Origin of the sequence: Bacillus sp. TE8-1, from assembly GCF_008368855.1 — a bacterium.
GTDB classification, from domain to species: domain Bacteria; phylum Bacillota; class Bacilli; order Bacillales; family Bacillaceae_G; genus Bacillus_A; species Bacillus_A cereus.
Genome location: NZ_QPET01000002.1, coordinates 60,823 through 83,519 on the forward strand (window position 1 = coordinate 60,823; position 22,697 = coordinate 83,519).

Here is a 22,697-nt window from a genome sequence, read left to right on the forward strand (position 1 = left end):
AATTTGCTTGGTTTTTTACTTTATTATTTTCATATGTTCAAACGGATAATAAATGCCTGCTAACTTTCCTAACACATCTTCTCTATCAATAAAACCTAAACCATTTCTACTATCTTTACTTATTAAGCGATTATCTCCCATAACAAAAATCTTATTTTCGGGAACTGTAATTGGTCCAAAGTCCTCTGTTAAATTCATAAGTTTTTTTTCTGCTTGTTTTTTATTACTATCCAAATACTCTTCATCTTTCACTTCAGAATTTACATATAATTGATCATTTCTCATCTCAATTATATCTCCAGATAATCCAATCACTCTTTTGACATAAAAATTATCTGTTTTCACAACAATAATATCTTCTCTCCCATAGCTTTCAAATTGTTTTGCTAACTTATTAACAATCACCTTATCTCCATCTTGCAACGTTGGCCTCATAGATGCTCCTTTTACAGTCGTAGGGAAAAACACAAAAATTTTCGCCAAAAACACCAATAAACATGCAATTGCAATAGTTCCAAAGAATTCACGCCAACATTTTTTCTTTTGCATCATTTCACCATCTCATCATCTTTTTACTTTTATTATAAATAATACAACCGATATTTTTCTACAAAATTATGAATTATAAAATTATAATATTAGAAATTTAAAAATGGTAATACTGATCAAATTAAACAAGCAAAAAAGATACTCTCAAAATAGATCAAATTAAACAAGCAAAAAAGATACTCTCAAAATAGTCTATCCACTATTTTGAGAGTATCTTTTTATAATCCCACATATACAATACACATTTGAGCAGCTACATATGTAAACCAAATCCAAAGTGGCTCATACTTTAATTTACGCCCTCCGATATCTGTCACGCCAATAATAAAATCAGAAATCACAAACAGTAAACCACCAAACGCTGGTATCCACCATATTCCTGTATTTTCATAATATAAGGCGAATGCAAAGCAAGCCATTCCTCCAACCCACAATCCGTAAATTAGAGCTCCTATCGTAAACAATTTATCCTGTTTATCATTTCGGATAAAGAAGAACCATCCTACAATTAGAAAGAGCCCATATACGAGTAAACCAATCCAAAAACCATTCCACGAAATTCCTGTTTGCAAAAATGCTTTTACATAAAAACAATGAGCAAGAGCGAAAGTAACCATCCCTCCAATTAACCTGTGACCAATTGGAATCAGCCCAGCCATAAACAAATCTCCCACAGTCGATAAAGTCATACCAAGTGCAACCCACGTACTATACTCTACAGATGGATCTTGTAACCATATCCAAATTGCACTACCTGTTAAAGAAAAACTAAGAATAAGACGGATTGCTAAAGGTAACGGCATATTATCTTTCGTTCTTTTTGTCTGCCGCATTGCATAAATTGCACCAATTAAAAAAAGAAGTATTTGCCCAATTAACACCACGTAAAGTAGATTCATAATATGTTCTCCTCAATAAATGCTTTTTGTATCTTTTTTCGTTACACTTAGTCTATTATCCTTTTTCTATAAAAAAAGAAGAACAGTACTGTTCTTCCATTGTAATCGCTTTTCTGCTTTCTATGCTACTTGTTTTTCTTTCTCTATTTTTTGCTTAGCTGGCGTCCGATTTACCACAATAATTCCCGCGGCTACACATGCTAAACCGAGTAACACAAATGAATGAATTGCTTCACCTAAAATCATGCTCGATAATAACACACCAAATACGGGTATAAAGAACATATACATAGATACTTTTCCAACCTTATTGTACTTCATAATTGTATTCCAAATGCAAAAACCAGCTGCAGATAAGAAAGATAAATAAATCAGCATAAGTAGTGCATGTAGACTAAATGTAAATGGCATGACTCCAACTTGTAAAGCCCCTATACATAATAATCCTATAGAACCAAACATCATTTGGTATGCTGTCATATAGCCAACATCTAATGTTTTACTACCTTCTTTTGCTAATATGTTTCCATATGAATACAGCATTGCTGCACTAAGAAGTAATAAGCTTCCGATTCCAAAATGAAATGATAAGCTACCATCACTCGGCACATTTACTAAAACGACGCCACAAAAACCAATCGATACCCCAATTATTTTTCTTATATTGAGAGCATCATCTTTATATAAAAAATGGGCGAGTAAAATTTGAAAGAATGATGATGTCCCTGAAATGATAGCTCCTTCAATTCCTGAACTATAACTCATTCCAATGTAAAAACAGATATATTGAAGAAACGTTTGGAATAAACCAATTTGTATTAACTGTTTCCCCGTTCCTTTTTTGAAGCTCATATCTTTTCCTAACACTTTAAAGAATAATAAGAGCATGACTCCAGATAACAAGAAACGATAACCGGCAAATAATATTTGTTCTCCAACTTCTTGTGGTTGAATTCCAAGTTCAGCATAACTTAACTTAATAAAAGGAAATGCGCTTCCCCATAAAAAAGTTGCTACTATTGCAGCAATAAATACGCCAATCGGATGGGTAAAAAATTTCTCTGTCTTCACTTGTTGTCTTCCTTTCCGACCTTTTTATGAACAATATTCATATATACCAAAGGAATTGCGAAAACACAAGTTTTCCGTTTATACTTGAAACAAAACCGTACCATCTCATAAAAACATATGATATACTATAGAATAATTACAACATAATAACTATTAAAAACAGATTCAACAGAAATGCTGCTATCCATTATGGATGGCAGCTTTCGTCGTTTTATAGGGGTTTCGATTTTGATTATTTTTCTCAATAAGAATTCGGAAGGAGCGAGTAGTAATGAACTCAGAAGTAAAAACGTTACACGCAAAAGAAACAATTTCTCATCCCTCTTTATGGGACACATTAAAAAAACATTATGAACTTGTATTTGCATTGGCATCTGGTATTTTTATTTTAGCTGGCTGGCTATTCACAAAGAACGATGCAATGAATGCAGGTATTACTTGCTATATCCTTGCTTATATAGTTGGTGGATATGCAAAAGCGAAAGAAGGAATTGAAGATACGATTGAAGAAAAAGAGCTAAATGTTGAAATGCTAATGCTCTTTGCAGCTATCGGTGCTGCAATTATTGGCTACTGGGCAGAAGGGGCTATTTTAATCTTCATCTTTGCGCTCAGCGGTGCTATGGAATCTTATACATTAAGTAAGAGCCAAAAAGAAATTTCCGCTCTTCTTGACTTACAACCCGAAGAAGCATTACGCATTTCCAACGGAACAGAGGAACGTATTCCTGTTGGAGAGTTACAAATTAACGACATTATTTTAATTAAACCAGGTGAACGTGTTCCTGCTGACGGTACGATTCATAACGGTGAAACAAATATCGATGAAGCAGCAATCACGGGAGAACCTATTCCAAATGAGAAAAGACATGGCGATGAAGTATTTGCAGGTACTGTAAATTTACGTGGTGCTATCGAAGTTAAAATTACGAAGCCGAGCGATCAAACATTATTCCAAAAGATTATCCGTCTCGTACAAAGTGCACAAAGTGAAAAATCACCATCACAACTATTCATCGAAAAGTTTGAAGGAACATACGTAAAAGGTGTACTACTCGTTGTTGCGCTTATGATGTTCGTTCCTCATTTCTTACTTGACTGGAGCTGGAATGAAACGTTTTATCGCGCTATGATCTTACTTGTAGTCGCATCTCCTTGTGCACTCGTTGCTGCCATTACACCAGCAACGTTATCTGCAATTTCTAACGGAGCAAGAAATGGAATTCTCTTTAAAGGTGGCATACATTTAGAACGCCTCGCTTCAGTAAAAGCAATCGCCTTTGATAAAACAGGAACATTAACAGAAGGAAAACCTACCGTAACAGATATATATGTTCGAGAAAATATGACAGAAAAAGAAGTACTTTCTATTACAGCATCAATTGAAAGTCACTCTACACATCCTTTGGCTGAATCTATTGTTAAATATGCACAACATGCGTACGACATTACATTAAAAAAACCAGAAAAGGTTGAAGATGTAACTGGTTTTGGGCTAAAAGGAATATTCGAAAACAACGCTTATAAAATAGGTAAAGCTGATTTTATCGGTGAAGAAACAAAAACATTTCATAATGGTATTTCTGCCTCACTTGAAAAGGAAGGTAAAACTGTCGTTTATATTAGTGATGAGGGAGGCATTCTTGGACTTATCGCTTTAAAAGATACGCTTCGCCAAGAAACAATAGCTGCTATTCGTGATTTACAAAGCATTGGTGTCGAAGCAATTATGATTACTGGAGATAATGAAGAAACGGCAAAAGCAATTGCCTCTGAAAGTAATATAAAGGAATATTACGCATCATGCTTACCAGAAACAAAAGTTGAAACGATTAAAAAGTTAAAAGAAAAATACGGTACAGTAGCAATGGTCGGAGACGGTATAAATGATGCACCTGCACTAGCTACTGCTAGCATTGGTGTCGCAATGGGAGAAGGAACAGATGTAGCTTTAGAAACTGCGGATGTTGTACTGATGAAGAACGAACTATCTCGTCTTTCTCAAGCAATCCGTCTATCAAAACGAATGAATCGTATTGTGAAGCAAAACGTAATCTTTTCGCTAGCCGTTATTGCCATGCTAATTTGTTCAAACTTCTTGCAATTTTTAGCTCTTCCATTCGGTGTTATTGGCCATGAAGGAAGTACGATTCTTGTCATTTTGAATGGCTTACGATTATTAAAAGGAAGCAAATAAAACGGGTCCCTCATAGAGGACCCGTTTTTTTTAATGATAGCTATTATGACCGTTCGCACTGCTACTCGTTTTATGCTTTGGATGCGAACTGCTCTTTTGTTTATTATTACTTTTATTATTATGGTTCTTTTTATTATTACTCATGAAATATCCCCCCTGTTCCTTTTTATTATGGAACAAGAGCTCATTATTCATTACGGGAATTATTGTCACCGGTTCTATAATGGTGGAGTAAACCATTAATTTCACCGCCAAGTAAAATTACCCATCCAGTTAAGTAAAACCATAACATTAAAATAATGATACCACCGAGACCACCATATGTATTGGCGTAATTCGCAAACTTATCTACATAATAAGCAAATGAGTACGATACCACAATCCATCCTACAGTAGCAAATAACGCCCCTGAAATAACTTCTCTTCTTTTTAACTTTCGATCTGGTGCAAATGTATATAAGAAACTAAACAAAGCAAATAGCACGAAGAAACTCGCTACTAATCGTGTAATGCTCCATACGAAAGAAAAGCTATCTGATAAACCGAGTGCTTTAAACACTGCTGCTCCAATAACTTGTCCGAATACCGGAACAATTAACGCAAAGACAATCATAAAAATAATAGCTAATGTAAACACAATTGATAACGCTCTTGTTGTAATAAAAGAACGTGTTTCCTTCACGTCATAAGCGCGGTTAAAAGCATTCATAACCGCATTAACACCATTTGAGGCAAACCATAACATGGATAATAAACCAAATGATAATAAACCACCATTTTGCTGGTTTACAACTTTATCTACATTTACCTCAATTAAGTTCATTGCATCATCTGGTACATAAACCTCTAATAAACTAAGCACATCCTCTGTTTGAATGGGAATAAATCCAAGAAGCGTAATTAAGAAAACGAGCCCAGGAAAAATTGCAAGCAAGAAGAAATAAGCGAGCTGTGCTGCCAAGCCCGCTACATCATCGCGCATCGTCCGGTCATATAAATCTTTACCAAACGAATAAGTACGATTTCTTCTCACCTTTTCTAAAATTTTTCTCATATATGTTTAAACGCTTTTCTTCTCTTCTTTATCTTGCTTTAACTCAATGTACGCTTCAGTTTTTTTTTCCACTGCATTTGAGTCTTTCATAAATAATTCACGCGCTTCTTTCATACCACCATCTTCAGCAACTATTGGCTCTTCTTCTACTTTCAACTCATCTACCTTTGGAGATACAGCTTGAATTTCAATCGTTTCTGGCTTTTCTTCTGGCTCAACTTTTTTCTTACTAAAAATTTCTTTCGTTTCTTTTAACGTCTCTACAACAGATGGCGTTAATTTTTTAATTTCTGCTACTTTCGCTTTTACCACATTGAAATCAGCAAGTTCGCGTCCTTTATCTGTAACAGTTTGCACTTTTTCTTTGATCTTTGCATTTTCGCCAATTTCAATCATCTTTGTTTTTGCTTTTTCTGCAGTATTTTTTACTTTTTCACGATTTTCTTTCTTCAACATAGATACAGCTACACCTGCAGCTACACCAATCGCAATGTTTCGAGCAATATTATTTTTCTTTGCCATATTCCTTCACCCTTTCATTTCTTATGTTAGAAAGTATTTCTTTCTAAGCTTCCTCATATTCCTTGTTCATTTCGAATGAAAGCTAATAGCTTTGCACACCCTTCTGTTACAAGGTCATATACTTCTTGGAAATTCCCTGTATAGTAAGGGTCGGGAACGTCTGTCCAGCCACCGTCTGGAACAAAATCGGACAGCCTACCAATATAGCCTCCAGTTTTACCTAAACTTTTTAAATCTGCTATATTCTTGTTGTCCATGGCAATAATATAATCAAACTTTGTTAAGTCTTCTTTTTCTACTTGCCTTGCTTTAATTCCTTCAAAAGTGACTGCATTTTCTTTTAAAATTTTTTGTGTTCCTTTATGTGGCGGATGGCCAACATGCCAATCTCCAGTTCCTGCAGAATCAATGACAATTTTCTCTTCAAGTCCCTCTTTTACGACAAGATTTCGAAAAATCGCTTCTGCCATCGGAGAACGGCAAATGTTCCCAAGACAAACAAACAATACTTGAACCATATTTTTGTTTCTTCCCTTCTTGGTGCATTTCTTAATATATACTTATAGTATAAACAACCAATTATTAAATATAAAGGAAATCCCTACTAATTTAATGGGATTGAAAAGATTCATTAACGAAAATGATAAAAAATGTTAAGATAGCCTTATGTTATTTTAAAGGGGGACACTTCGGTGGATTTATCCGTAAAGTCAGAAGAAAACGTTGAATACATGGTCGAAGCTATTAAAGAAAAATTACGTATGGTTAATGCTGGAGCGATGAGAGCTGCTAGTTTTAACGAAGAAATGTACGAAGATTTACGTGACATTTATGATCATGTTATGAAACGTGAAACATTCAGCATTAGTGAAATGCAAGCTATTACAGAAGAATTAGGTACATTAATTAAAAAGTAAAAAAGCCTCTCTTATATGAGGCTCTTTTTTATTTCCAACAAATTCATGACAACTCTTCTCTTTCCCTCAACCAACTGTAAAATATTGTACAATAGAAGTAGAACCTCACCTTAGATTTTTTCTCCATACATACTACTCACAAATAATAGCAACACTACCATTGCTAACTGTTTTTACTGGAGGTGCTTACTTATGAGCAATTGGTACAGTAAGACGAAAGATCAAACATTAATTGACCTAGAAACAAACGAACAACACGGTTTAACAGATGAAATTGTAAGTGAACGTTTAAAGCAATACGGTTCTAATGAATTAGCTACAAAACAAAAACGCACTTTATTGCAGCGTATTTTCGCCCAAATTAATGACGTCCTCGTATATGTCCTTATTATTGCAGCCCTTATTTCTGCCTTTGTAGGTGAATGGGCAGATGCAAGTATCATTGCGCTCGTTGTAGTTTTAAATGCTGTTATCGGTGTCGTCCAAGAATCGAAAGCAGAACAAGCCTTAGAGGCATTGAAAAAGATGGCGACACCTAAAGCTATCGTCAAGCGAGATGGTGAACTAAAAGAAATTCCATCTGAGCACGTCGTTCCAGGTGATATCGTTATGCTCGACGCCGGACGATATATCCCATGCGATTTACGCCTGATCGAAACCGCAAATTTAAAAGTTGAAGAATCTGCTCTAACTGGTGAATCTGTCCCTGTTGATAAAGATGCAATCTACCACCCTTCCATGCAAAGTGATGAGCAAGTACCACTCGGTGATCAAAAGAATATGGCCTTTATGTCTACTCTTGTTACATATGGACGAGGCGTCGGTGTTGCTGTTGAAACTGGAATGAACTCACAAATTGGTAAGATTGCTACCCTTTTACATGAAGCTGACGATGATATGACACCACTTCAAAAAAGCTTAGCACAAGTCGGAAAGTATTTAGGCTTTGTTGCTGTAGCTATTTGTATCGTGATGTTTCTCATAGGCTTTTTACAAGGACGAGATACACTAGAAATGTTTATGACTGCAATTAGTTTAGCCGTTGCAGCTATTCCAGAAGGTTTGCCAGCTATCGTTTCCATCGTTCTTGCAATTGGTGTGCAACGTATGATTAAACAAAACGTTATCATTCGGAAACTACCAGCTGTTGAAGCCCTCGGTTCTGTCACAATTATTTGTTCAGATAAAACAGGTACGTTAACGCAAAATAAAATGACCGTTACTCACTTTTATAGTGATAACACATACGATCGCTTAGAGAGTTTAAATGTAAATAATGATGCGCAACGTCTATTGTTAGAAAATATGGTGCTATGTAATGATGCGTCTTACAATAACGAATCACAAACGGGAGACCCGACTGAAATTGCTCTTCTCGTTGCCGGAACCACCTTTAATATGCAAAAAGATCATTTAGAAAAAATACATGAACGTGTTAACGAAGTACCTTTCGATTCAGATCGTAAAATGATGTCAACTGTACATACATACGATGAAAGCTACTATAGCATGACGAAAGGCGCTATTGATAAGCTCTTACCCCGATGTACCCATATTTTTAAAAACGGCAAAATCGAGATTTTAACTGATTCTGATAAAAATCAAATATTAAAAGCTGCCGGATCAATGTCTCAAGAAGCTTTAAGAGTACTTTCATTCGCATTTAAACAATACGATTCAAACGATGTGGATATAAATCATCTTGAAAAAAATCTTATCTTTATTGGTCTTGTCGGTATGATTGATCCACCACGAACTGAAGTGAAAGATTCAATTAAAGAATGTAAAAAAGCCGGTATTCGCACAGTTATGATTACTGGTGACCATAAAGATACCGCCTTTGCAATTGCCAAAGAACTTGGCATTGCTGAAGAAATATCGGAAATTATGATTGGAACTGAATTAGATAACGTTTCTGATACAGAACTAGCTAGCAAAATTAATCATTTAAATGTATTCGCTAGAGTCTCTCCTGAGCATAAAGTGAAAATTGTAAAGGCATTACGCGCGAAAGGAAATATCGTTTCTATGACTGGTGACGGTGTCAATGATGCACCATCTTTAAAGCAAGCTGATGTTGGCGTAGCGATGGGCATTACAGGAACAGACGTTGCAAAAGGGGCAGCAGATGTCGTGTTAACAGATGATAATTTCTCATCTATTGTGAAAGCCGTTGAAGAAGGTAGAAATATTTATCGTAACATAAAAAAATCAATTCTCTTCCTACTCTCTTGTAACTTCGGAGAAATTATCGCTTTATTTTTAGCGATTTTACTCGGCTGGGCAACACCACTACGACCTATTCATATTTTGTGGGTGAATTTAATTACAGATACACTGCCTGCATTATCACTTGGGGTTGATCCTGAAGATCCAGATGTGATGAAGGAAAAACCACGACATGCGAAAGAAAGCTTATTTAGTGGCAGCGTTCCTTTCCTGATTTTCAATGGAGTTATCATTGGACTTTTAACGCTAATAGCTTTTATCGCCGGAGCAAAATTCTATACTGGAGATACAAATTTATTCCCTCTTTTCCCAGAGCGAATTGATGACGATGCTCTATTACATGCTCAAACGATGGCATTTGTCGTTCTTAGTTTTTCTCAGCTCGTTCATTCATTTAACTTGCGTTCAAGAACGAAATCAATTTTTTCAATTGGGATCTTTACAAATAAATATTTAGTTTTCTCCCTTCTTATCGGTGTTCTTATGCAAGTTTGTATCATCTCCATCCCGCCCCTTGCAAATATATTCGGTGTACATGCATTAACGATGCGAGATTGGGGATTTGTTCTCTTATTAAGTATCATTCCACTTATTGTGAATGAGATTATTAAATTAGTGAAGAGAAACTAAAAGGCAATGAGGAATAGTCCTCATTGCCTTTTCATTTACCCCACTGATTAAAGTTTCACTTTATCCTTGTAATTCTTTTTTAATGTTCTCTGTTAATGTAGCCATACGTTTGCGGCTTTCTTCACGCTCACGCTTGTTTTGTTCTTCAATTTGTTGTGTTTCTTGCATACCTCTTGAAATAATGTTCCAAGTTTCCTCAAGTGTTTCCATCTTAATACTAGAAGAACCTGATAATCTCGCTACTTCTACACTTTGCGTTGCGATATTTTGTGCATTTTTCTTAAGTAATTCATTTGTACGACGATCCAGTTCAGCCATAGAATCTGCAACAAGTTTTTGACGCTTCGCATTTACCGCCTGAATGATACCATTTTTAAAGATAGGAATCGTTGTAATAAATGCTGTATTGATTTTACCAATTAATTTATTATTACCACGTTGAATCATACGAATTTGTGGTGCTGTAAGTAACGCAACCATACGTGCTTTTTCTAAATCGTCAATACGCTGTTCTAAAATTTCAACAGAGTTTTTAAGCGACTCTAATTCAATACCTGCTAATTGATCATTATTACGTACACGCTCTTCATACATCGGAACTAACTCTGTATTTAAACGCTCTAATAACATTTCTCCTGCTACTACGTACTTCTCTAAGTCTAGATAATATTTTAAGTTTTGCTCATACAAGCCATCTAACGTACCAATTGATTTTTTCATCTCATCTTGGTACTTCGTAATTTCCACATAAACTTTATCAATTTCACGGCCCATCGTTTGATACTTGCTAAAAATTTGTTCAATCATTTTATCCGCTTTTTTAAACATACGTGAAAAGAAACCGCTTTTCTCTTCCGCAAAGTCTTTACTATCGAATCGGTCCATAATTTTACCAAGCTGTTTTAATAATTCACCAGAATCTTCTATCTTTGATAATGACATTGTATGTAAAATTTGATCAGCAAAACGTGAAATTTCCATAGAAGGTTCTTTTCCAAGTTCAATTAATTCTAATTGATCTTTAATATCTACCGCATTATAAATACGTTGTACATCCGCATCTTGTCTAAGCTGTAAGCGAACATCTTGTGCTGTTTGTTCATTTAATTCTGTTTTCGGATCTAGTACGACTGGGTTATTCATATGGTATTCTCCCTTTCCTTATAAAAATGGACGAAATAGTCCTTTTATTGTTTGTGATAAATTTTTATAGGCTGATGAACCATGAAACTCAAGATCGAAATTAACCTCTTCAAGCCAATGTGAATCAAATGCCCCCGCTTCAATATACGGTTCAATATCGTTTCTTCCCGTTGGATTGAAATGAAATACATCTACTCCAATTTGATTCAAAAATAGTAATAAAACAGCATCAGAACGAGTTAACTCTCCACTCTTCTCATTATTAAATATAACAATTTTCGGTACATCTTGTGAATAATCAAATTTCTCAAGCTGTTCTAAAATATTCGGTGGTATTTGAGAAAGTTGCGCGAAAACATATAGCGCTACATCTTGTTTCGTCTCTTTCGCAATTGGTTTACACATTTCACTTTCACACGTATGGATAATCGCTTCTGCAATTCCATGCTGTAAACCTTCCGGTAAACGCTTATGCGGCCACCAATGGCTATTCATAATTAGATCAGGATGCAATTTCCCAGCTCGGTCCAATGCATCTCGATAATGATATTGGAAGTTTGCTTTTTGCTCTTTCGTAAATGGGAATGTATTAATTAATAAACTGTTATCAAATGATGTAACAGCCTTTAATCGTTGAAAATATTCTTTATCATTCTTTGAAACGCCTGATATTTTCGCAAATAAAGAAGGAATATAAATGTGTTTATTTTCAACAAAGAATGTCGGGCGTACAAACGCCTTTTCTTTCGTAATTAAAAAGAGTTCATCATATGTTGTTTTTAGTGTACGAGCTACAGGCGTATAGGAACGGAATTGCCACGGCTTGTACAGCAGTGAATTATCGTGGTGAAGTACTTGTTCAATTTCTTTTGAAGCTTGATACGCTACTGTTGCAACACGCTCACGGCGACGATCAGGGAATGGTTCAAGCGAAATGCGACTTGAATGAGATACAACAAAAGTTCTTCCCTCTTCATCAATATTTTCAAATCCATCTTTTCCTTCTGGGTGATAATAAAGCACATCACAACCGAGCATAATAAGAAAGTATAAGAAATATATACGGCTTTCCTGTGCATCACCGTACCAAATGATACGCGGCATTTGTTTCTTATAATTAATCGTAGAGAACCACTTCGCTACGTAATTTTCGCTTAGTTTAATTATGTCGATTAAGAAACGACGGAAGCCTTCTGTCTTTAACGACTGATTATGTTGCTTCTCATATAATTTCAATAGTGAAATAAACGTCGTATGTATGTAATGCTGTAAATCAGGGTTGTCTACTTTCGGTAAAAGTTGTTTCCCAGATAAGTGTGCAACTAGCCTATTTACTGTCAGACCATTTGGTGCTTCTTGATGTAATCCGAACACTTCTTGAATATGACGAAGCTTTTCCGAATCAATCACTTTGTTTAAATTTTGTTCGTGTAAAACTTCGATTCCTTTCGCTTCACTATAATCAAACAGTTCATTAAAATATTCATCTACATCATTAGGAACACCAAGGATTCGACATGCTATATAACTAAATTTCATCTCATTCTCTGTCAGCTCATATTGTGGGCGTTTTTCTAAAAGCGTTTCAAATTGCTTTAAATCTGATTCATCTTTTAATGCATATGGTTGAAGTGTAAAACGTGAAAACACAACAGTTCACCTCCAAAAACATTTACGTTTTTTCTAAGTCCTTCTTCTATTATAAACTATTTTTGGTTATAAAAAATGGGCGCTCGCAAAACGAGCAAACCCATTTCAATTATTTATTGTCTTCTTTAGTAGCTGCAACTTCTTCTCTAGCTTGTCCAGAATTCTTCATGTAGTGAAGTATAAATGTTGCTCCAAATGCTACAACTAAAATAATAAAGAATAGTGTATGACTAATCTCAATCTCGATTAAAGACAGTAACATTTTTGCTGCAATAATTAAGATTAAAATGTATGCTGTCGTTTCAAGCTCTGGAATACGCTCTAACAATTTTAAGAATACACCAGCAATACCACGCATCATTAAAATACCTAGCATTCCGCCTAATAGTAAAATCCAAACTTCATTAGATACACCAAATGCAGCAAGTACGCTATCTACAGAGAATGCGATATCCATTAATTCAACCATCGCAACTGTTCCCCAGAAGACACCAAACATTCTAAAGAGAATACTATTTTGATTCATACCGTGAGCTTCGTCTTCTTCACTTGCACCTTTACGCTTATCAATAAAGTATTTTACTGATAACCAAGCAAGGTAAAGTGCACCAAGAAGTTTTACCCACCATAATTTAATTAAGAACATTCCGATTCCAATCGCAATAAAGCGGAACACATAAGCTCCAATAAGTCCATAGAATAATGCTTTTTTACGTTTTTCTTCCGGAAGATGTTTTACCATTACCGCTAACACAAGTGCGTTATCAGCAGATAATAATCCTTCAAGTACAACAAGTGTACCAATTAATCCCCAAGATACTGGATCCTGCAACACTTTAATCCACATGTCCAAGTCGAAAAACTGAGCATACGTATCAAGGATTCCTTGCAAAATACTCATCTTACCTTTATCCCCTATTCTTTGCTAGATTTATAGAAAGGTCAAAAAAAGGAAACGAATATCGTTTCCTTTCTATGCATCCAAGCCATACGCTCTTACAAGCGCACCTAAACCACCTTGGAATCCACTTCCTACTGCATTAAACTTCCACTGTCCATTATGACGGTATAATTCACAAAAGACAACTGCTGTTTCGATGGAGAAATCTTCCCCTAAATCAAAACGAAGAACTTCTTCACTCGTTTCTTCATTCGCTAAACGAACAAACGCATTTCCTACTTGCCCAAAGTTTTGACTACGGCCTTCTGCATCATAAATCGTAACTGTAATAGCAATTCTGTGCACATCTGCTGGAACTTTCTTCAAGTCCACAACAAGTTGCTCATCGTCACCTTCACCTTCACCTGTACGGTTATCTCCTGTATGTAAAACAGATCCACAAGGAGACTGTAAATTATTATAGAAGATAAAATCAGTTTCCTTCGTACATTTTCCGTTTGCATCTAATAAAAAGGCAGATGCATCTAAATCGAAATCGGCTCCGCCGTCATAAGATTTAATATCCCATCCAAGACCAATTACTGCTTTTGTTAAACCAGGGCTTGTCTTACCTAAATCGATTTTCTGGCCTTTTTGTAATTGAATAACCATCTATATTCACCTCTATATTTTTATCTTTAAAAATATATCCATCAGTAAACATACATTTCACCGATGGATATATAAATCAAATCTATTACTCTACATCTAAACCAAAGTTATTACATAGAGACGCTAATCCACCTTGGAATCCACTTCCGATTGCATTGAATTTCCAATCACCTGCATGACGATATAATTCACCTACTACTACGGCTGTTTCAATAGAGAAATCTTCTCCTAAATCGTAACGAATTAATTCTGCATTCTTTTCTTCATCAAGAATACGTACGAAAGAATTAGAAACTTGTCCGAAGTTTTGGCTACGGCCTTCTCCATCATAAATTGTAATTGTGAAACAAATACGTTCGATGTGAGCAGGAACATTTTTCAAATCTACTTTAATCGCTTCGTCATCGCCTTCACCTTCACCAGTGCGGTTATCTCCTAAATGCTCCACAGCACCATTCGCACCTTTTGGATTATTATAGAAAACGAAATCTTCAGCTCCTGAAACTTTACCATTCGCGCCTACTAAGAAAATACTAACATCTAAGTCGAAATCGTTTTGTCCGTCATAACGATTCGTGTCCCAACCAAGTCCTACAAGAACTTTCGAAAGACCTGGATTCGTTTTTGTTAAGTCTACCTTTTGTCCCTTTTTCAATGAAATTGATGCCATATACAATTCCTCCTCGGTTATTTTATTGATAACGTGATACAATCTCACTTAAGTTTTTATCTTGCGTGCCTTCTCCAACTGCTGAAAACTTCCATTCACTTCCGTGACGATACATTTCACCTGCAATTAGAGTTGTTTTGCCAGCATAATTATCCGATAAATTATAGCGTGCTAATTCTTCACCAGTTTGCGGGTTTTGAATACGAATATATGCATTACGAATCATCCCGAAATCTTGACGACGATTTACACAGTCATAAATATTTACAACGAATACTAAACGATTAATACGGCTTGGAACTTTATGTAATTCTACGAAAATTGTTTCGTCATCACCAGCGCCTTCACCTGTTAAATTATCTCCTGAATGAATAATACTACCACAAGTAGAAAGTTTATTTCCGAAGTAAACTAAATCATTTTTGTTTAAAAAACGATCTCCTTCTAACATAACAACAGATGCATCACAATCTACATTTGGTTTACTTCCAAATAATGAAGACAGAAATCCACCTGATTGCCCAATTGGATCCCAGCCTAAGCCAACCTGTAGTTTTGCTACTTTTGGTTGTCCTTTCGTTAAATCGATCTTTTGACCTTTTTCTAAAATAATAGGCATGAAGTTTCTCCCTTTCTACAAAGCATTTTCCAAATCGGAAAATATTGTATTCTTCTCTTATATTGTAGCATTATTTACCTAGCGATAAAAAGGATAAATTCTCAGTTATATGAAAACATTCATATAACTTACTTATGATGATGTAAGAAGTGGTAAATAGCACCAATCATTCCTGCACAATTACCGTTTTGCGCAAGTTCAATCTCACAATTATTATAAATCTCTTGATTTAAGTATTTACTGACCTCTTCTTTTACTTCTTTTAAAAACTCATTTCCTCTATCGGTAATTCCTCCACCAATAATAATCGTTTCTGGATTAAAAATATAAGCAAGATTACTAATTCCGATTGCCAAATGTTTAAAGAAAATCCCAACTGCTTGAGCAACTTCCCGATCTCCTTTATCATACAACTCGAAAATTCTTTTCCCATTCCACTTGCCTTTGCCTTTATATTTGCTTACAAGTCGAATTAATCCTGAAATCGAAGCAACCTCTTCAAACGTTTTTCCTTCTATTAACATATTCCCCCATTCACCAGCACTAAATGAATGTCCTCGGTACAATTTTCCATCTATAAAAATTGCTCCCCCAATCCCTGTTCCAAGGGTGAGCATAATAAAGTTATCTTTCTCTCTTCCACTACCATTCCACATTTCTCCAAACGCTGCACAATTCACATCATTGTCAATCGATACTGGAACTTTTAATATCTCTTGCAATCTATCAATAATAGGAATAGTACTATATCCCGGAATATGATCCGCACCTCCCGTCACAATTCCTTTATTAATATCAACAATTCCCGCAGTGCTAATACCGATTCCGGCAATAGTATGTTCATTCATTATTTTTTTGGATACATATATAAGTTTTTGAATAATTTGTTCTCCGCCTAAATGAATTTCTGTTGCAACTGTTTGACGCTTTAATACTCTCCCTATTTCTGAAACAATACCATACTTAATTTGCGTACCGCCAATATCAAACGCTATATACTCTTTCATCTGCTGCCACTTCCTCTACCGTTATGAATGTAAATTCTCCCCCTCTACTATTTGTAGGAAATCTACATTAACTCTTTTCTGCTTTGACAAATACACCACCTTTTTCTATATATAGTTTTTTTTGCATAAAACTCTTTTTCCTAAGAAATATTACAAAGGGATGTATTTTAGATGGAACATTAATCTCTTAGGAGGAAAACCATGACGAAAATCTTCATTTTAGCATCAACACTCTCTTTATCTTTTTTTAGCGGTTTAAATATCGGTAATGCTGCAACTGAAAACTTCCAACCATTAACAAACGCTATTGTACAAAATAGCGATCATTTTGCAGAAGGAAACTCAAAGGATAATAATATACCTCCAGGAAATAACGGTTCTCAGGACGATACTGGTTCTGGTGACAATGGTTCTGGCGGTAACGGGGCAATGGTTCCGGCGGTAACGGTTCTGGTGGCAGTGGCTCTGGTGGCAATGGTTCCGGCGGGAACGGGTCTGGTGACAAAGGTTCCGGCGGTAACGGGGTGGTGTGCTGGTGGCAACGGTTCTGGTGGGAACGGTTCTGGGGGTAATGGTTCTGGTGGCAATGGTTCTGGTGGCAATGGCTCTGGTGGCAATGGTTCTGGCGGTAACGGTTCTGGCGGTAACGGTTCTGGCGGCAATGGCTCTCAAGGCGGCAATCGTGTTAAAGGTGATAGCAGTTCTCAAGGGGGTAATGGCTCTCAAGGTGGCAATCGTGTTAAAGGCGATAGCAATTCTCAGGAGGGCAACGGTTCTCAAGGGGGTAATGTAAAAGGTAATACGAAAAAACAAGGTGATAAATTACCTAATACTGCAACGCATTACCCTATATCTATTTTAATGGGGCTTTCAACATTCCTAATTGGTATGTTACTGTTTATTCGTCGTAAAAACGTAAAATAAGAACAACATCCTTCCATCTAAAAAGTACATGAAATACTGTATAAAACTAAAAAGGACTTTGGATTACATTTTATTATGCAGCCCAAAGTCCTTTTATCACCTATCAGAAAAAGTATTAATACGCTTTTCCCCAATACACCATTTGTTTAGCTTCTTTACCACAACAAATACATTCTTCAGCTAAATGCTCTTGCTCAAAAGGCATACAACGTGAAGATACGCCAACTTCTTCTTTTAGTTTTTCTTCACAAGCTAATTCCCCGCACCACATTGCCTTAATAAAGCCTTGCTTTTCGTCAGCTATTTTTTTCATCTCTTCGAAATTTGTCGCAACATACGTATTCTCATCGCGAAATGCTTTTGCTTTATTAAATAAAGCAATATGAATTTCTTCAAGTAATGCTGGAATACGTTCTTCTAATTGATCCATTGGTACAAACTCTTTTTCCTTCGTATCTCTTCTTACAAGTACAACTTGATTCTTTTCAATATCTTTAGGGCCAACTTCTAATCGAATTGGAATCCCCTTCATTTCATACTCATTAAATTTCCAGCCTGGTGTTTTATTACTAGCATCTATTTTTACTCGTGCAACCTTTTGAATATGTGCTTGTAACTCTGTTGCTTTTGCTAAAACTCCTTCTTTATGCTGAGCAATTGGTACAATAACAACTTGCACTGGAGCGACTTTTGGTGGCATTACAAGTCCATTATTATCACTATGAACCATTATTAGCCCGCCTATCATTCTTGTTGATACACCCCAAGATGTTTGGTGCACATATTGCCACTTACCGTTACGATCTAAAAACTTAATATCAAATGCTTTAGAGAAATTCGTTCCAAAGTTATGAGAGGTTCCTGTTTGAAGTGCTTTTCCATCATGCATTAAACTTTCAATTGTATAAGTTGCCTTTGCTCCAGCAAACTTCTCTTTTTCTGTTTTTTGTCCTTTAATAACTGGTATTGCTAAATAATCCTCACAGAAAGAAGCATATAAGTTTAAAATATTTAATGTTTCAGCCTGCGATTCTTCTGCCGTTTCATGGATTGTATGACCCTCTTGCCATAAAAATTCAGTCGTACGAAGGAATGGCCTAGTTGTCTTCTCCCAACGAACTACTGAACACCACTGATTATATAACTTTGGCAAATCATTATAGGATTGCACAATTTTTGAAAAGTGCTCACAAAATAAAGTTTCAGATGTAGGACGTACACAAAGTCTTTCCGCCAACTTTTCATCTCCGCCATGCGTAACCCATGCTACTTCAGGAGCAAATCCTTCAACATGATCCTTCTCTTTTTGCAATAAACTCTCTGGGATAAACATTGGCATATATACATTTTCATGGCCAGTTTCTTTTAACTTCTCATCCATCACCTTCTGCATATTCTCCCATAAGGCATAACCATACGGACGTAAAATCATGCATCCTTTTACACTTGAATAATCAACAAGTTCGGCTTTTTTTACAATATCGGTATACCACTGCGCAAAGTCCTCTTCCATCTTCGTAATGGCTTGCACTTGTTCTTTTGCCATAGTCAGTCTTCCTCCTTCTAGAAAATACAAAAAAGCCCGCGTCCCTAAATAGGGACCGAGCTTTGTCGGCGTTACCACCCTGATTCATGCACAAAAATTGCGCATGCTCTCTTTTTGATAACGGGAAATTCCCGCTGCATATGCAGAACTCAAAGGCAGGTTCCATATTGCCTTTTTAAGAATCTTTCAGCCTGACGGATTCTCTCTCTGCTAAAAAGGTTGAACATGTACTAGTCCTTTTTCATCGTTATAACGAAATAAATTTGTTGATTATCATAATATAAATTTCAACCCAAAACAAGAGTGAATTTTCTTATTTTTATATTCTTTTCATTTTTTACAGTTTTATACGTAGCTTTTTCGCGTAATTTTTACAAGTTGATGTGCAATCATACCGATAAGTGTACCAAGTAGGACGAAGAAACCAATAAATCCATATCCCATTCCTTCCCACCCACCAATAACCATCATTGTAACGGGAAAGGATGCTAAGCAAAGAAGTATTAAACTAAGTGCAAATATAATATCGAACTGTTTGTCTGGAAACCGTTTCTTTAGTAAATATGAAATAGCAAATACAAGGATAATCGTGACTCCGCCAATGATGTAAAAGATACCAAATCCATCTAACCAATCCATAGTGTTTCCTCCTTCCATAGATTCCCTTATACTTAATTATATGTTTAATTTTTCTGAAAATAAATAATAAATTTTCACATAGAAATATATTTTTATTGCTAGGTATTAATAGTAATATATAAGAATAGGTTTTATATAATCAGGAGGGAACTTTATGGATAAAGCATTAACAAACCATGTCATTATTTTATCATTCGACTGTTTATCAGCTTTAGATTTTCCTATACTACAAAAACTACCTCATTTCCAATCTCTAATAAAAAAGGGCACGGTTGTCGAAAAAGTAGAACCAATTTATCCTTCTGTAACATATCCAAGCCACTCAACAATCGTAACCGGTAATTACCCTAACAAGCACGGTGTTGTTAGCAATACGTTACTTCAACCAGGGCGTGAATCACCTGATTGGCATTGGTACCGAAAATCAATAAAAGGAACAACATTGTATGATGAAGCGCGCAAAGCAAATTTAACGACAGCTGCCCTTCTATGGCCTGTTACTGGAAGAGCGAATATTGATTACAATTTACCAGAAATTTTCCCCAATAGACCTTGGCAAAATCAAGTGTTAGTTTCCTTATTTAGCGGTAGCCCACTATACCAATTAGATTTAAATCGTCGTTTCGGCCATATAAGAAATGGTTTATCACAACCAGAACTGGATGATTTCGTCCTCGCCTCTGCTGTGCATACAATCCAGACGAAAAAGCCTAATGTCATGTTTGTACATTTCACCGATTTAGACACACAAAGACACTATCACGGCTTTGAATCTAACGAAACAATAGCTGCTATCCAGAGACACGACGAACGTCTAGGGAAAATTATTCAAGCACTAAAAGAAAGTGACTTATACGAAGAAAGTACAATTATTGCCCTTGGTGATCATAGCGCTTTAAGTGAAAACAAATCCATCCAATTAAATGTGCTATTCCATCAAAGAGGACTTATATCTCTTAATAAAAAAGGAAAATTAGTAGACTGGAAAGCCTATTGCCAAAGTTGCGACGGCTCTGCCTATGTATATGTAAAGGACAAAAATGATACGGATACAATTCGGGAGGTACAACTACTCCTTGAAGAACTACTTCAAAATAAACAAAACGGAATTGAATTTATACTTCATGATGAAGCTGCCAAAGACTGCGGTGCAGACGGTAATTGTTTATTCATGTTAGAAGCACGAGAAGGGTATTATTTCACTGAAAACTATACAGGAGATTTTATAAAAGAAATTACCGAAAAAGATGTTACGCCTAGTAAAAAATATACATTTGGTACGCATGGATACTCTCCAACAAAACCTAACTATGAAACAATTTTTATCGCTGCTGGGAAAGGGATAAAAAGCGGCATTACCATACCGTATATGAGACTTATTGATGAGGGCCCAACTATCGCTAGACTACTCGGTTTACACTTAGGTGAAACAGACGGATCAATTGTAGAGGATTTACTCCAATTGTAAAGAACTGTGTATATATGTAAAAGTTATGTAAAATTCATCATTGTTTCTCTTTTTATAATTTTTATTTTTGTACACTGTTAGTAAAACAAATTTGAGGGGGAACATTATATGAAAAAAATGTCCAGACAAGAAAAAAGCTGGATATTATACGATTGGGCGAACTCCGTATATTCGCTCGTCATTACAACTGCATTATTTCCAATTTACTTTAAAGCAGCTGCAAAAGAAGCGGGTTTATCTGGGGCAACTTCAACAGCATATTGGGGATATGCAAACTCATTCGCAACACTTTTAATTTCTATACTTGCTCCTATTCTTGGCACAGTTGCTGATTATAAAGGATTTAAAAAACGTTTTTTCACATTCTTCTTTGGACTCGGTATCGTATTTACAAGTATGTTAGCAGTCGTTCCAACCTCTCAGTGGTACTTATTGCTAGGGTGCTATATGCTCGCCTTAATCGGCTTTGCTGGAGCAAACATTTTTTATGATGCATTTTTAGTAGATGTCACTTCTGAAGATAGAATGGATCGAATTTCTACGAGAGGTTTCGCTTTAGGCTATATTGGGAGTACTATTCCATTTATCGGTTGTATCACTCTTATCATTCTTGCTCAAAAAGGAACTATCCCTTTATCAGTTGGCATTGCTAGTCAAATTTCATTCGCGATAACAGCTCTTTGGTGGGGGTTATTTACAATTCCAATGCTAAAAAACGTAGAGCAAACGCACTATATTGAACGTCATCCAAGACCTATTAGAATGAGCTTCAAACGCCTTGCTGATACTTTTAAAAATATTAAAGAATATAAAACTGTATTTATGTTTCTAATCGCTTACTTTTTCTATATTGACGGAGTCGATACGATTATTACTATGTCTACCGCTTACGGAACCGATCTCGGTATTAGTGCAACGAATCTATTAATCATATTATTTGTAACACAAATTGTCGCTTGTCCATTTGCTTTACTATATGGAAAACTATCTGAAACATTTACTGGTAAAAAAATGTTATATGTCGGTATCATTATTTATATCATTATTTGCACATATGCTTATTTCTTAAAAACGACACTTGATTTTTGGATTTTAGCAATGTTAGTTGCTACATCTCAAGGTGGTATTCAAGCACTAAGTCGTTCATACTTTGCAAAACTAGTACCTAAAGAATCTGCAAATGAATTCTTCGGATTTTATAATATATTTGGCAAGTTTGCCGCGATTATGGGTCCAGTATTAGTCGGTGTTACAACCCAATTAACAGGAAAAACAAACGCTGGTGTTCTTAGTATTATTGTTCTGTTTATTATCGGAGGATTTTTACTAACTAGAGTTCCAGAAAATAATACATCCGTTACACCACCTAGTCCAAAGACTAAAACGCTATAAGAAAAGATCCTCTTCTCAT

Annotated in this window: 20 protein-coding genes, 1 pseudogene and 1 other annotated feature; of the genes and pseudogenes, 6 read left to right on the forward strand and 15 right to left on the reverse strand. The window is 35.7% G+C overall.

The window, feature by feature from the left end:
- Positions 1-15: 15 nt before the first annotated feature.
- The 3 genes from lepB to DN404_RS01680 form a co-directional block, all read right to left on the reverse strand.
- Positions 16-552, reverse strand: coding sequence for a signal peptidase I (gene lepB / locus DN404_RS01670; protein WP_041183968.1), 537 nt, complete (start codon positions 550-552; stop codon positions 16-18).
- Between the two features lie 215 nt (positions 553-767).
- Positions 768-1,448: a lysoplasmalogenase gene (locus tag DN404_RS01675; RefSeq protein WP_001051080.1), complete on the reverse strand. Its 681-nt coding sequence runs from the start codon at positions 1,446-1,448 to the stop codon at positions 768-770.
- A 120-nt stretch (positions 1,449-1,568) separates the two neighbouring features.
- Positions 1,569-2,519 carry a DMT family transporter gene (locus DN404_RS01680; protein ID WP_000845697.1) on the reverse strand — a complete coding sequence of 317 codons (951 nt, stop codon included), beginning with the start codon at positions 2,517-2,519 and terminating at the stop codon, positions 1,569-1,571.
- A gap of 271 nt (positions 2,520-2,790) precedes the next feature.
- Between DN404_RS01680 and DN404_RS01685 the strand changes: the two genes are divergently transcribed.
- Entirely contained in the window at positions 2,791-4,716 is a 1,926-nt protein-coding gene (locus DN404_RS01685) for a heavy metal translocating P-type ATPase (RefSeq protein ID WP_006927450.1), read from the forward strand.
- Between the two features lie 187 nt (positions 4,717-4,903).
- Here DN404_RS01685 and DN404_RS01690 read toward each other — a convergent pair whose 3' ends face one another.
- Genes DN404_RS01690 through DN404_RS01700 form a run of 3 tightly spaced genes read right to left on the reverse strand, consistent with a single transcriptional unit; the run spans position 4,904 to position 6,810 of the window.
- Positions 4,904-5,770 (reverse strand): YihY/virulence factor BrkB family protein, encoded by an 867-nt coding sequence (locus DN404_RS01690; RefSeq protein ID WP_001226536.1) that lies wholly within the window; start codon positions 5,768-5,770, stop codon positions 4,904-4,906.
- 6 nt (positions 5,771-5,776) lie between these two features.
- Positions 5,777-6,292: a DUF4075 domain-containing protein gene (locus DN404_RS01695; protein WP_001085389.1), complete on the reverse strand. Its 516-nt coding sequence runs from the start codon at positions 6,290-6,292 to the stop codon at positions 5,777-5,779.
- A gap of 53 nt (positions 6,293-6,345) precedes the next feature.
- Positions 6,346-6,810, reverse strand: coding sequence for a low molecular weight protein-tyrosine-phosphatase (locus tag DN404_RS01700; RefSeq protein WP_000250916.1), 465 nt, complete (start codon positions 6,808-6,810; stop codon positions 6,346-6,348).
- Between the two features lie 174 nt (positions 6,811-6,984).
- Between DN404_RS01700 and DN404_RS01705 the strand changes: the two genes are divergently transcribed.
- Positions 6,985-7,209 carry a DUF1128 domain-containing protein gene (locus tag DN404_RS01705; RefSeq protein ID WP_000366196.1) on the forward strand — a complete coding sequence of 75 codons (225 nt, stop codon included), beginning with the start codon at positions 6,985-6,987 and terminating at the stop codon, positions 7,207-7,209.
- Between the two features lie 192 nt (positions 7,210-7,401).
- On the forward strand, positions 7,402-10,068 hold the full coding sequence (locus DN404_RS01710; protein WP_088362194.1) for a cation-translocating P-type ATPase: 2,667 nt from the start codon (positions 7,402-7,404) through the stop codon (positions 10,066-10,068).
- Between the two features lie 60 nt (positions 10,069-10,128).
- Here the strand turns inward: DN404_RS01710 and DN404_RS01715 are convergent, their stop codons facing one another.
- The 7 genes from DN404_RS01715 to DN404_RS01745 all read right to left on the reverse strand — a co-directional run bounded on the left by DN404_RS01715 (position 10,129) and on the right by DN404_RS01745 (position 16,709).
- Entirely contained in the window at positions 10,129-11,211 is a 1,083-nt protein-coding gene (locus DN404_RS01715) for a toxic anion resistance protein (RefSeq protein WP_001064409.1), read from the reverse strand.
- Between the two features lie 18 nt (positions 11,212-11,229).
- Positions 11,230-12,861, reverse strand: coding sequence for a YceG family protein (locus DN404_RS01720; RefSeq protein WP_000492859.1), 1,632 nt, complete (start codon positions 12,859-12,861; stop codon positions 11,230-11,232).
- Between the two features lie 109 nt (positions 12,862-12,970).
- Positions 12,971-13,762 (reverse strand): TerC family protein, encoded by a 792-nt coding sequence (locus DN404_RS01725; RefSeq protein ID WP_000025704.1) that lies wholly within the window; start codon positions 13,760-13,762, stop codon positions 12,971-12,973.
- A 72-nt stretch (positions 13,763-13,834) separates the two neighbouring features.
- The gene (locus tag DN404_RS01730) at positions 13,835-14,413 is read right to left on the reverse strand and encodes a TerD family protein (RefSeq protein WP_000236643.1); all 579 of its coding nucleotides are present in this window, start codon (positions 14,411-14,413) and stop codon (positions 13,835-13,837) included.
- Between the two features lie 85 nt (positions 14,414-14,498).
- The gene (locus tag DN404_RS01735) at positions 14,499-15,083 is read right to left on the reverse strand and encodes a TerD family protein (RefSeq protein ID WP_000146726.1); all 585 of its coding nucleotides are present in this window, start codon (positions 15,081-15,083) and stop codon (positions 14,499-14,501) included.
- Between the two features lie 22 nt (positions 15,084-15,105).
- Entirely contained in the window at positions 15,106-15,702 is a 597-nt protein-coding gene (locus tag DN404_RS01740; protein ID WP_001121586.1) for a TerD family protein, read from the reverse strand.
- Positions 15,703-15,830: 128 nt separating this feature from the next.
- Entirely contained in the window at positions 15,831-16,709 is an 879-nt protein-coding gene (locus tag DN404_RS01745) for an ROK family protein (protein WP_059304172.1), read from the reverse strand.
- A 201-nt stretch (positions 16,710-16,910) separates the two neighbouring features.
- Here DN404_RS01745 and DN404_RS01750 point away from each other — a divergent pair.
- A pseudogene (locus tag DN404_RS01750) lies at positions 16,911-17,633 on the forward strand (LPXTG cell wall anchor domain-containing protein).
- Between the two features lie 115 nt (positions 17,634-17,748).
- Here DN404_RS01750 and proS read toward each other — a convergent pair.
- Both proS and DN404_RS01760 read right to left on the reverse strand, forming a co-directional pair.
- Positions 17,749-19,179, reverse strand: a complete 1,431-nt coding sequence (proS, locus tag DN404_RS01755; protein WP_001040985.1) for a proline--tRNA ligase — start codon at positions 19,177-19,179, stop codon at positions 17,749-17,751.
- A gap of 47 nt (positions 19,180-19,226) precedes the next feature.
- Positions 19,227-19,433 (reverse strand) — a binding site (T-box leader).
- Positions 19,434-19,524: 91 nt separating this feature from the next.
- On the reverse strand, positions 19,525-19,818 hold the full coding sequence (locus DN404_RS01760; protein WP_000383865.1) for a YesK-like family protein: 294 nt from the start codon (positions 19,816-19,818) through the stop codon (positions 19,525-19,527).
- Between the two features lie 154 nt (positions 19,819-19,972).
- On the opposite strand from DN404_RS01760, the gene DN404_RS01765 reads away from it, so the two are divergent.
- The gene (locus DN404_RS01765; RefSeq protein WP_000356414.1) at positions 19,973-21,286 is read left to right on the forward strand and encodes an alkaline phosphatase family protein; all 1,314 of its coding nucleotides are present in this window, start codon (positions 19,973-19,975) and stop codon (positions 21,284-21,286) included.
- Positions 21,287-21,394: 108 nt separating this feature from the next.
- Complete coding sequence (locus tag DN404_RS01770; RefSeq protein ID WP_000738816.1) at positions 21,395-22,678, forward strand: MFS transporter; 1,284 nt, start codon at positions 21,395-21,397, stop codon at positions 22,676-22,678.
- The last annotated feature ends 19 nt before the right edge of the window (positions 22,679-22,697 follow it).

Coding starts and splice junctions, on each gene's coding strand:
- lepB (WP_041183968.1), bottom strand. CDS start 552: ATGATGCAAAAGAAAAAATGTTGGCGTGAATTCTTTGGAACTATTGCA.
- DN404_RS01675 (WP_001051080.1), bottom strand. CDS start 1,448: ATGAATCTACTTTACGTGGTGTTAATTGGGCAAATACTTCTTTTTTTA.
- DN404_RS01685 (WP_006927450.1), top strand. CDS start 2,791: ATGAACTCAGAAGTAAAAACGTTACACGCAAAAGAAACAATTTCTCAT.
- DN404_RS01690 (WP_001226536.1), bottom strand. CDS start 5,770: ATGAGAAAAATTTTAGAAAAGGTGAGAAGAAATCGTACTTATTCGTTT.
- DN404_RS01695 (WP_001085389.1), bottom strand. CDS start 6,292: ATGGCAAAGAAAAATAATATTGCTCGAAACATTGCGATTGGTGTAGCT.
- DN404_RS01700 (WP_000250916.1), bottom strand. CDS start 6,810: ATGGTTCAAGTATTGTTTGTTTGTCTTGGGAACATTTGCCGTTCTCCG.
- DN404_RS01710 (WP_088362194.1), top strand. CDS start 7,402: ATGAGCAATTGGTACAGTAAGACGAAAGATCAAACATTAATTGACCTA.
- DN404_RS01715 (WP_001064409.1), bottom strand. CDS start 11,211: ATGAATAACCCAGTCGTACTAGATCCGAAAACAGAATTAAATGAACAA.
- DN404_RS01725 (WP_000025704.1), bottom strand. CDS start 13,762: ATGAGTATTTTGCAAGGAATCCTTGATACGTATGCTCAGTTTTTCGAC.
- DN404_RS01730 (WP_000236643.1), bottom strand. CDS start 14,413: ATGGTTATTCAATTACAAAAAGGCCAGAAAATCGATTTAGGTAAGACA.
- DN404_RS01735 (WP_000146726.1), bottom strand. CDS start 15,083: ATGGCATCAATTTCATTGAAAAAGGGACAAAAGGTAGACTTAACAAAA.
- DN404_RS01740 (WP_001121586.1), bottom strand. CDS start 15,702: ATGCCTATTATTTTAGAAAAAGGTCAAAAGATCGATTTAACGAAAGGA.
- DN404_RS01745 (WP_059304172.1), bottom strand. CDS start 16,709: ATGAAAGAGTATATAGCGTTTGATATTGGCGGTACGCAAATTAAGTAT.
- proS (WP_001040985.1), bottom strand. CDS start 19,179: ATGGCAAAAGAACAAGTGCAAGCCATTACGAAGATGGAAGAGGACTTT.
- DN404_RS01760 (WP_000383865.1), bottom strand. CDS start 19,818: ATGGATTGGTTAGATGGATTTGGTATCTTTTACATCATTGGCGGAGTC.
- DN404_RS01765 (WP_000356414.1), top strand. CDS start 19,973: ATGGATAAAGCATTAACAAACCATGTCATTATTTTATCATTCGACTGT.
- DN404_RS01770 (WP_000738816.1), top strand. CDS start 21,395: ATGAAAAAAATGTCCAGACAAGAAAAAAGCTGGATATTATACGATTGG.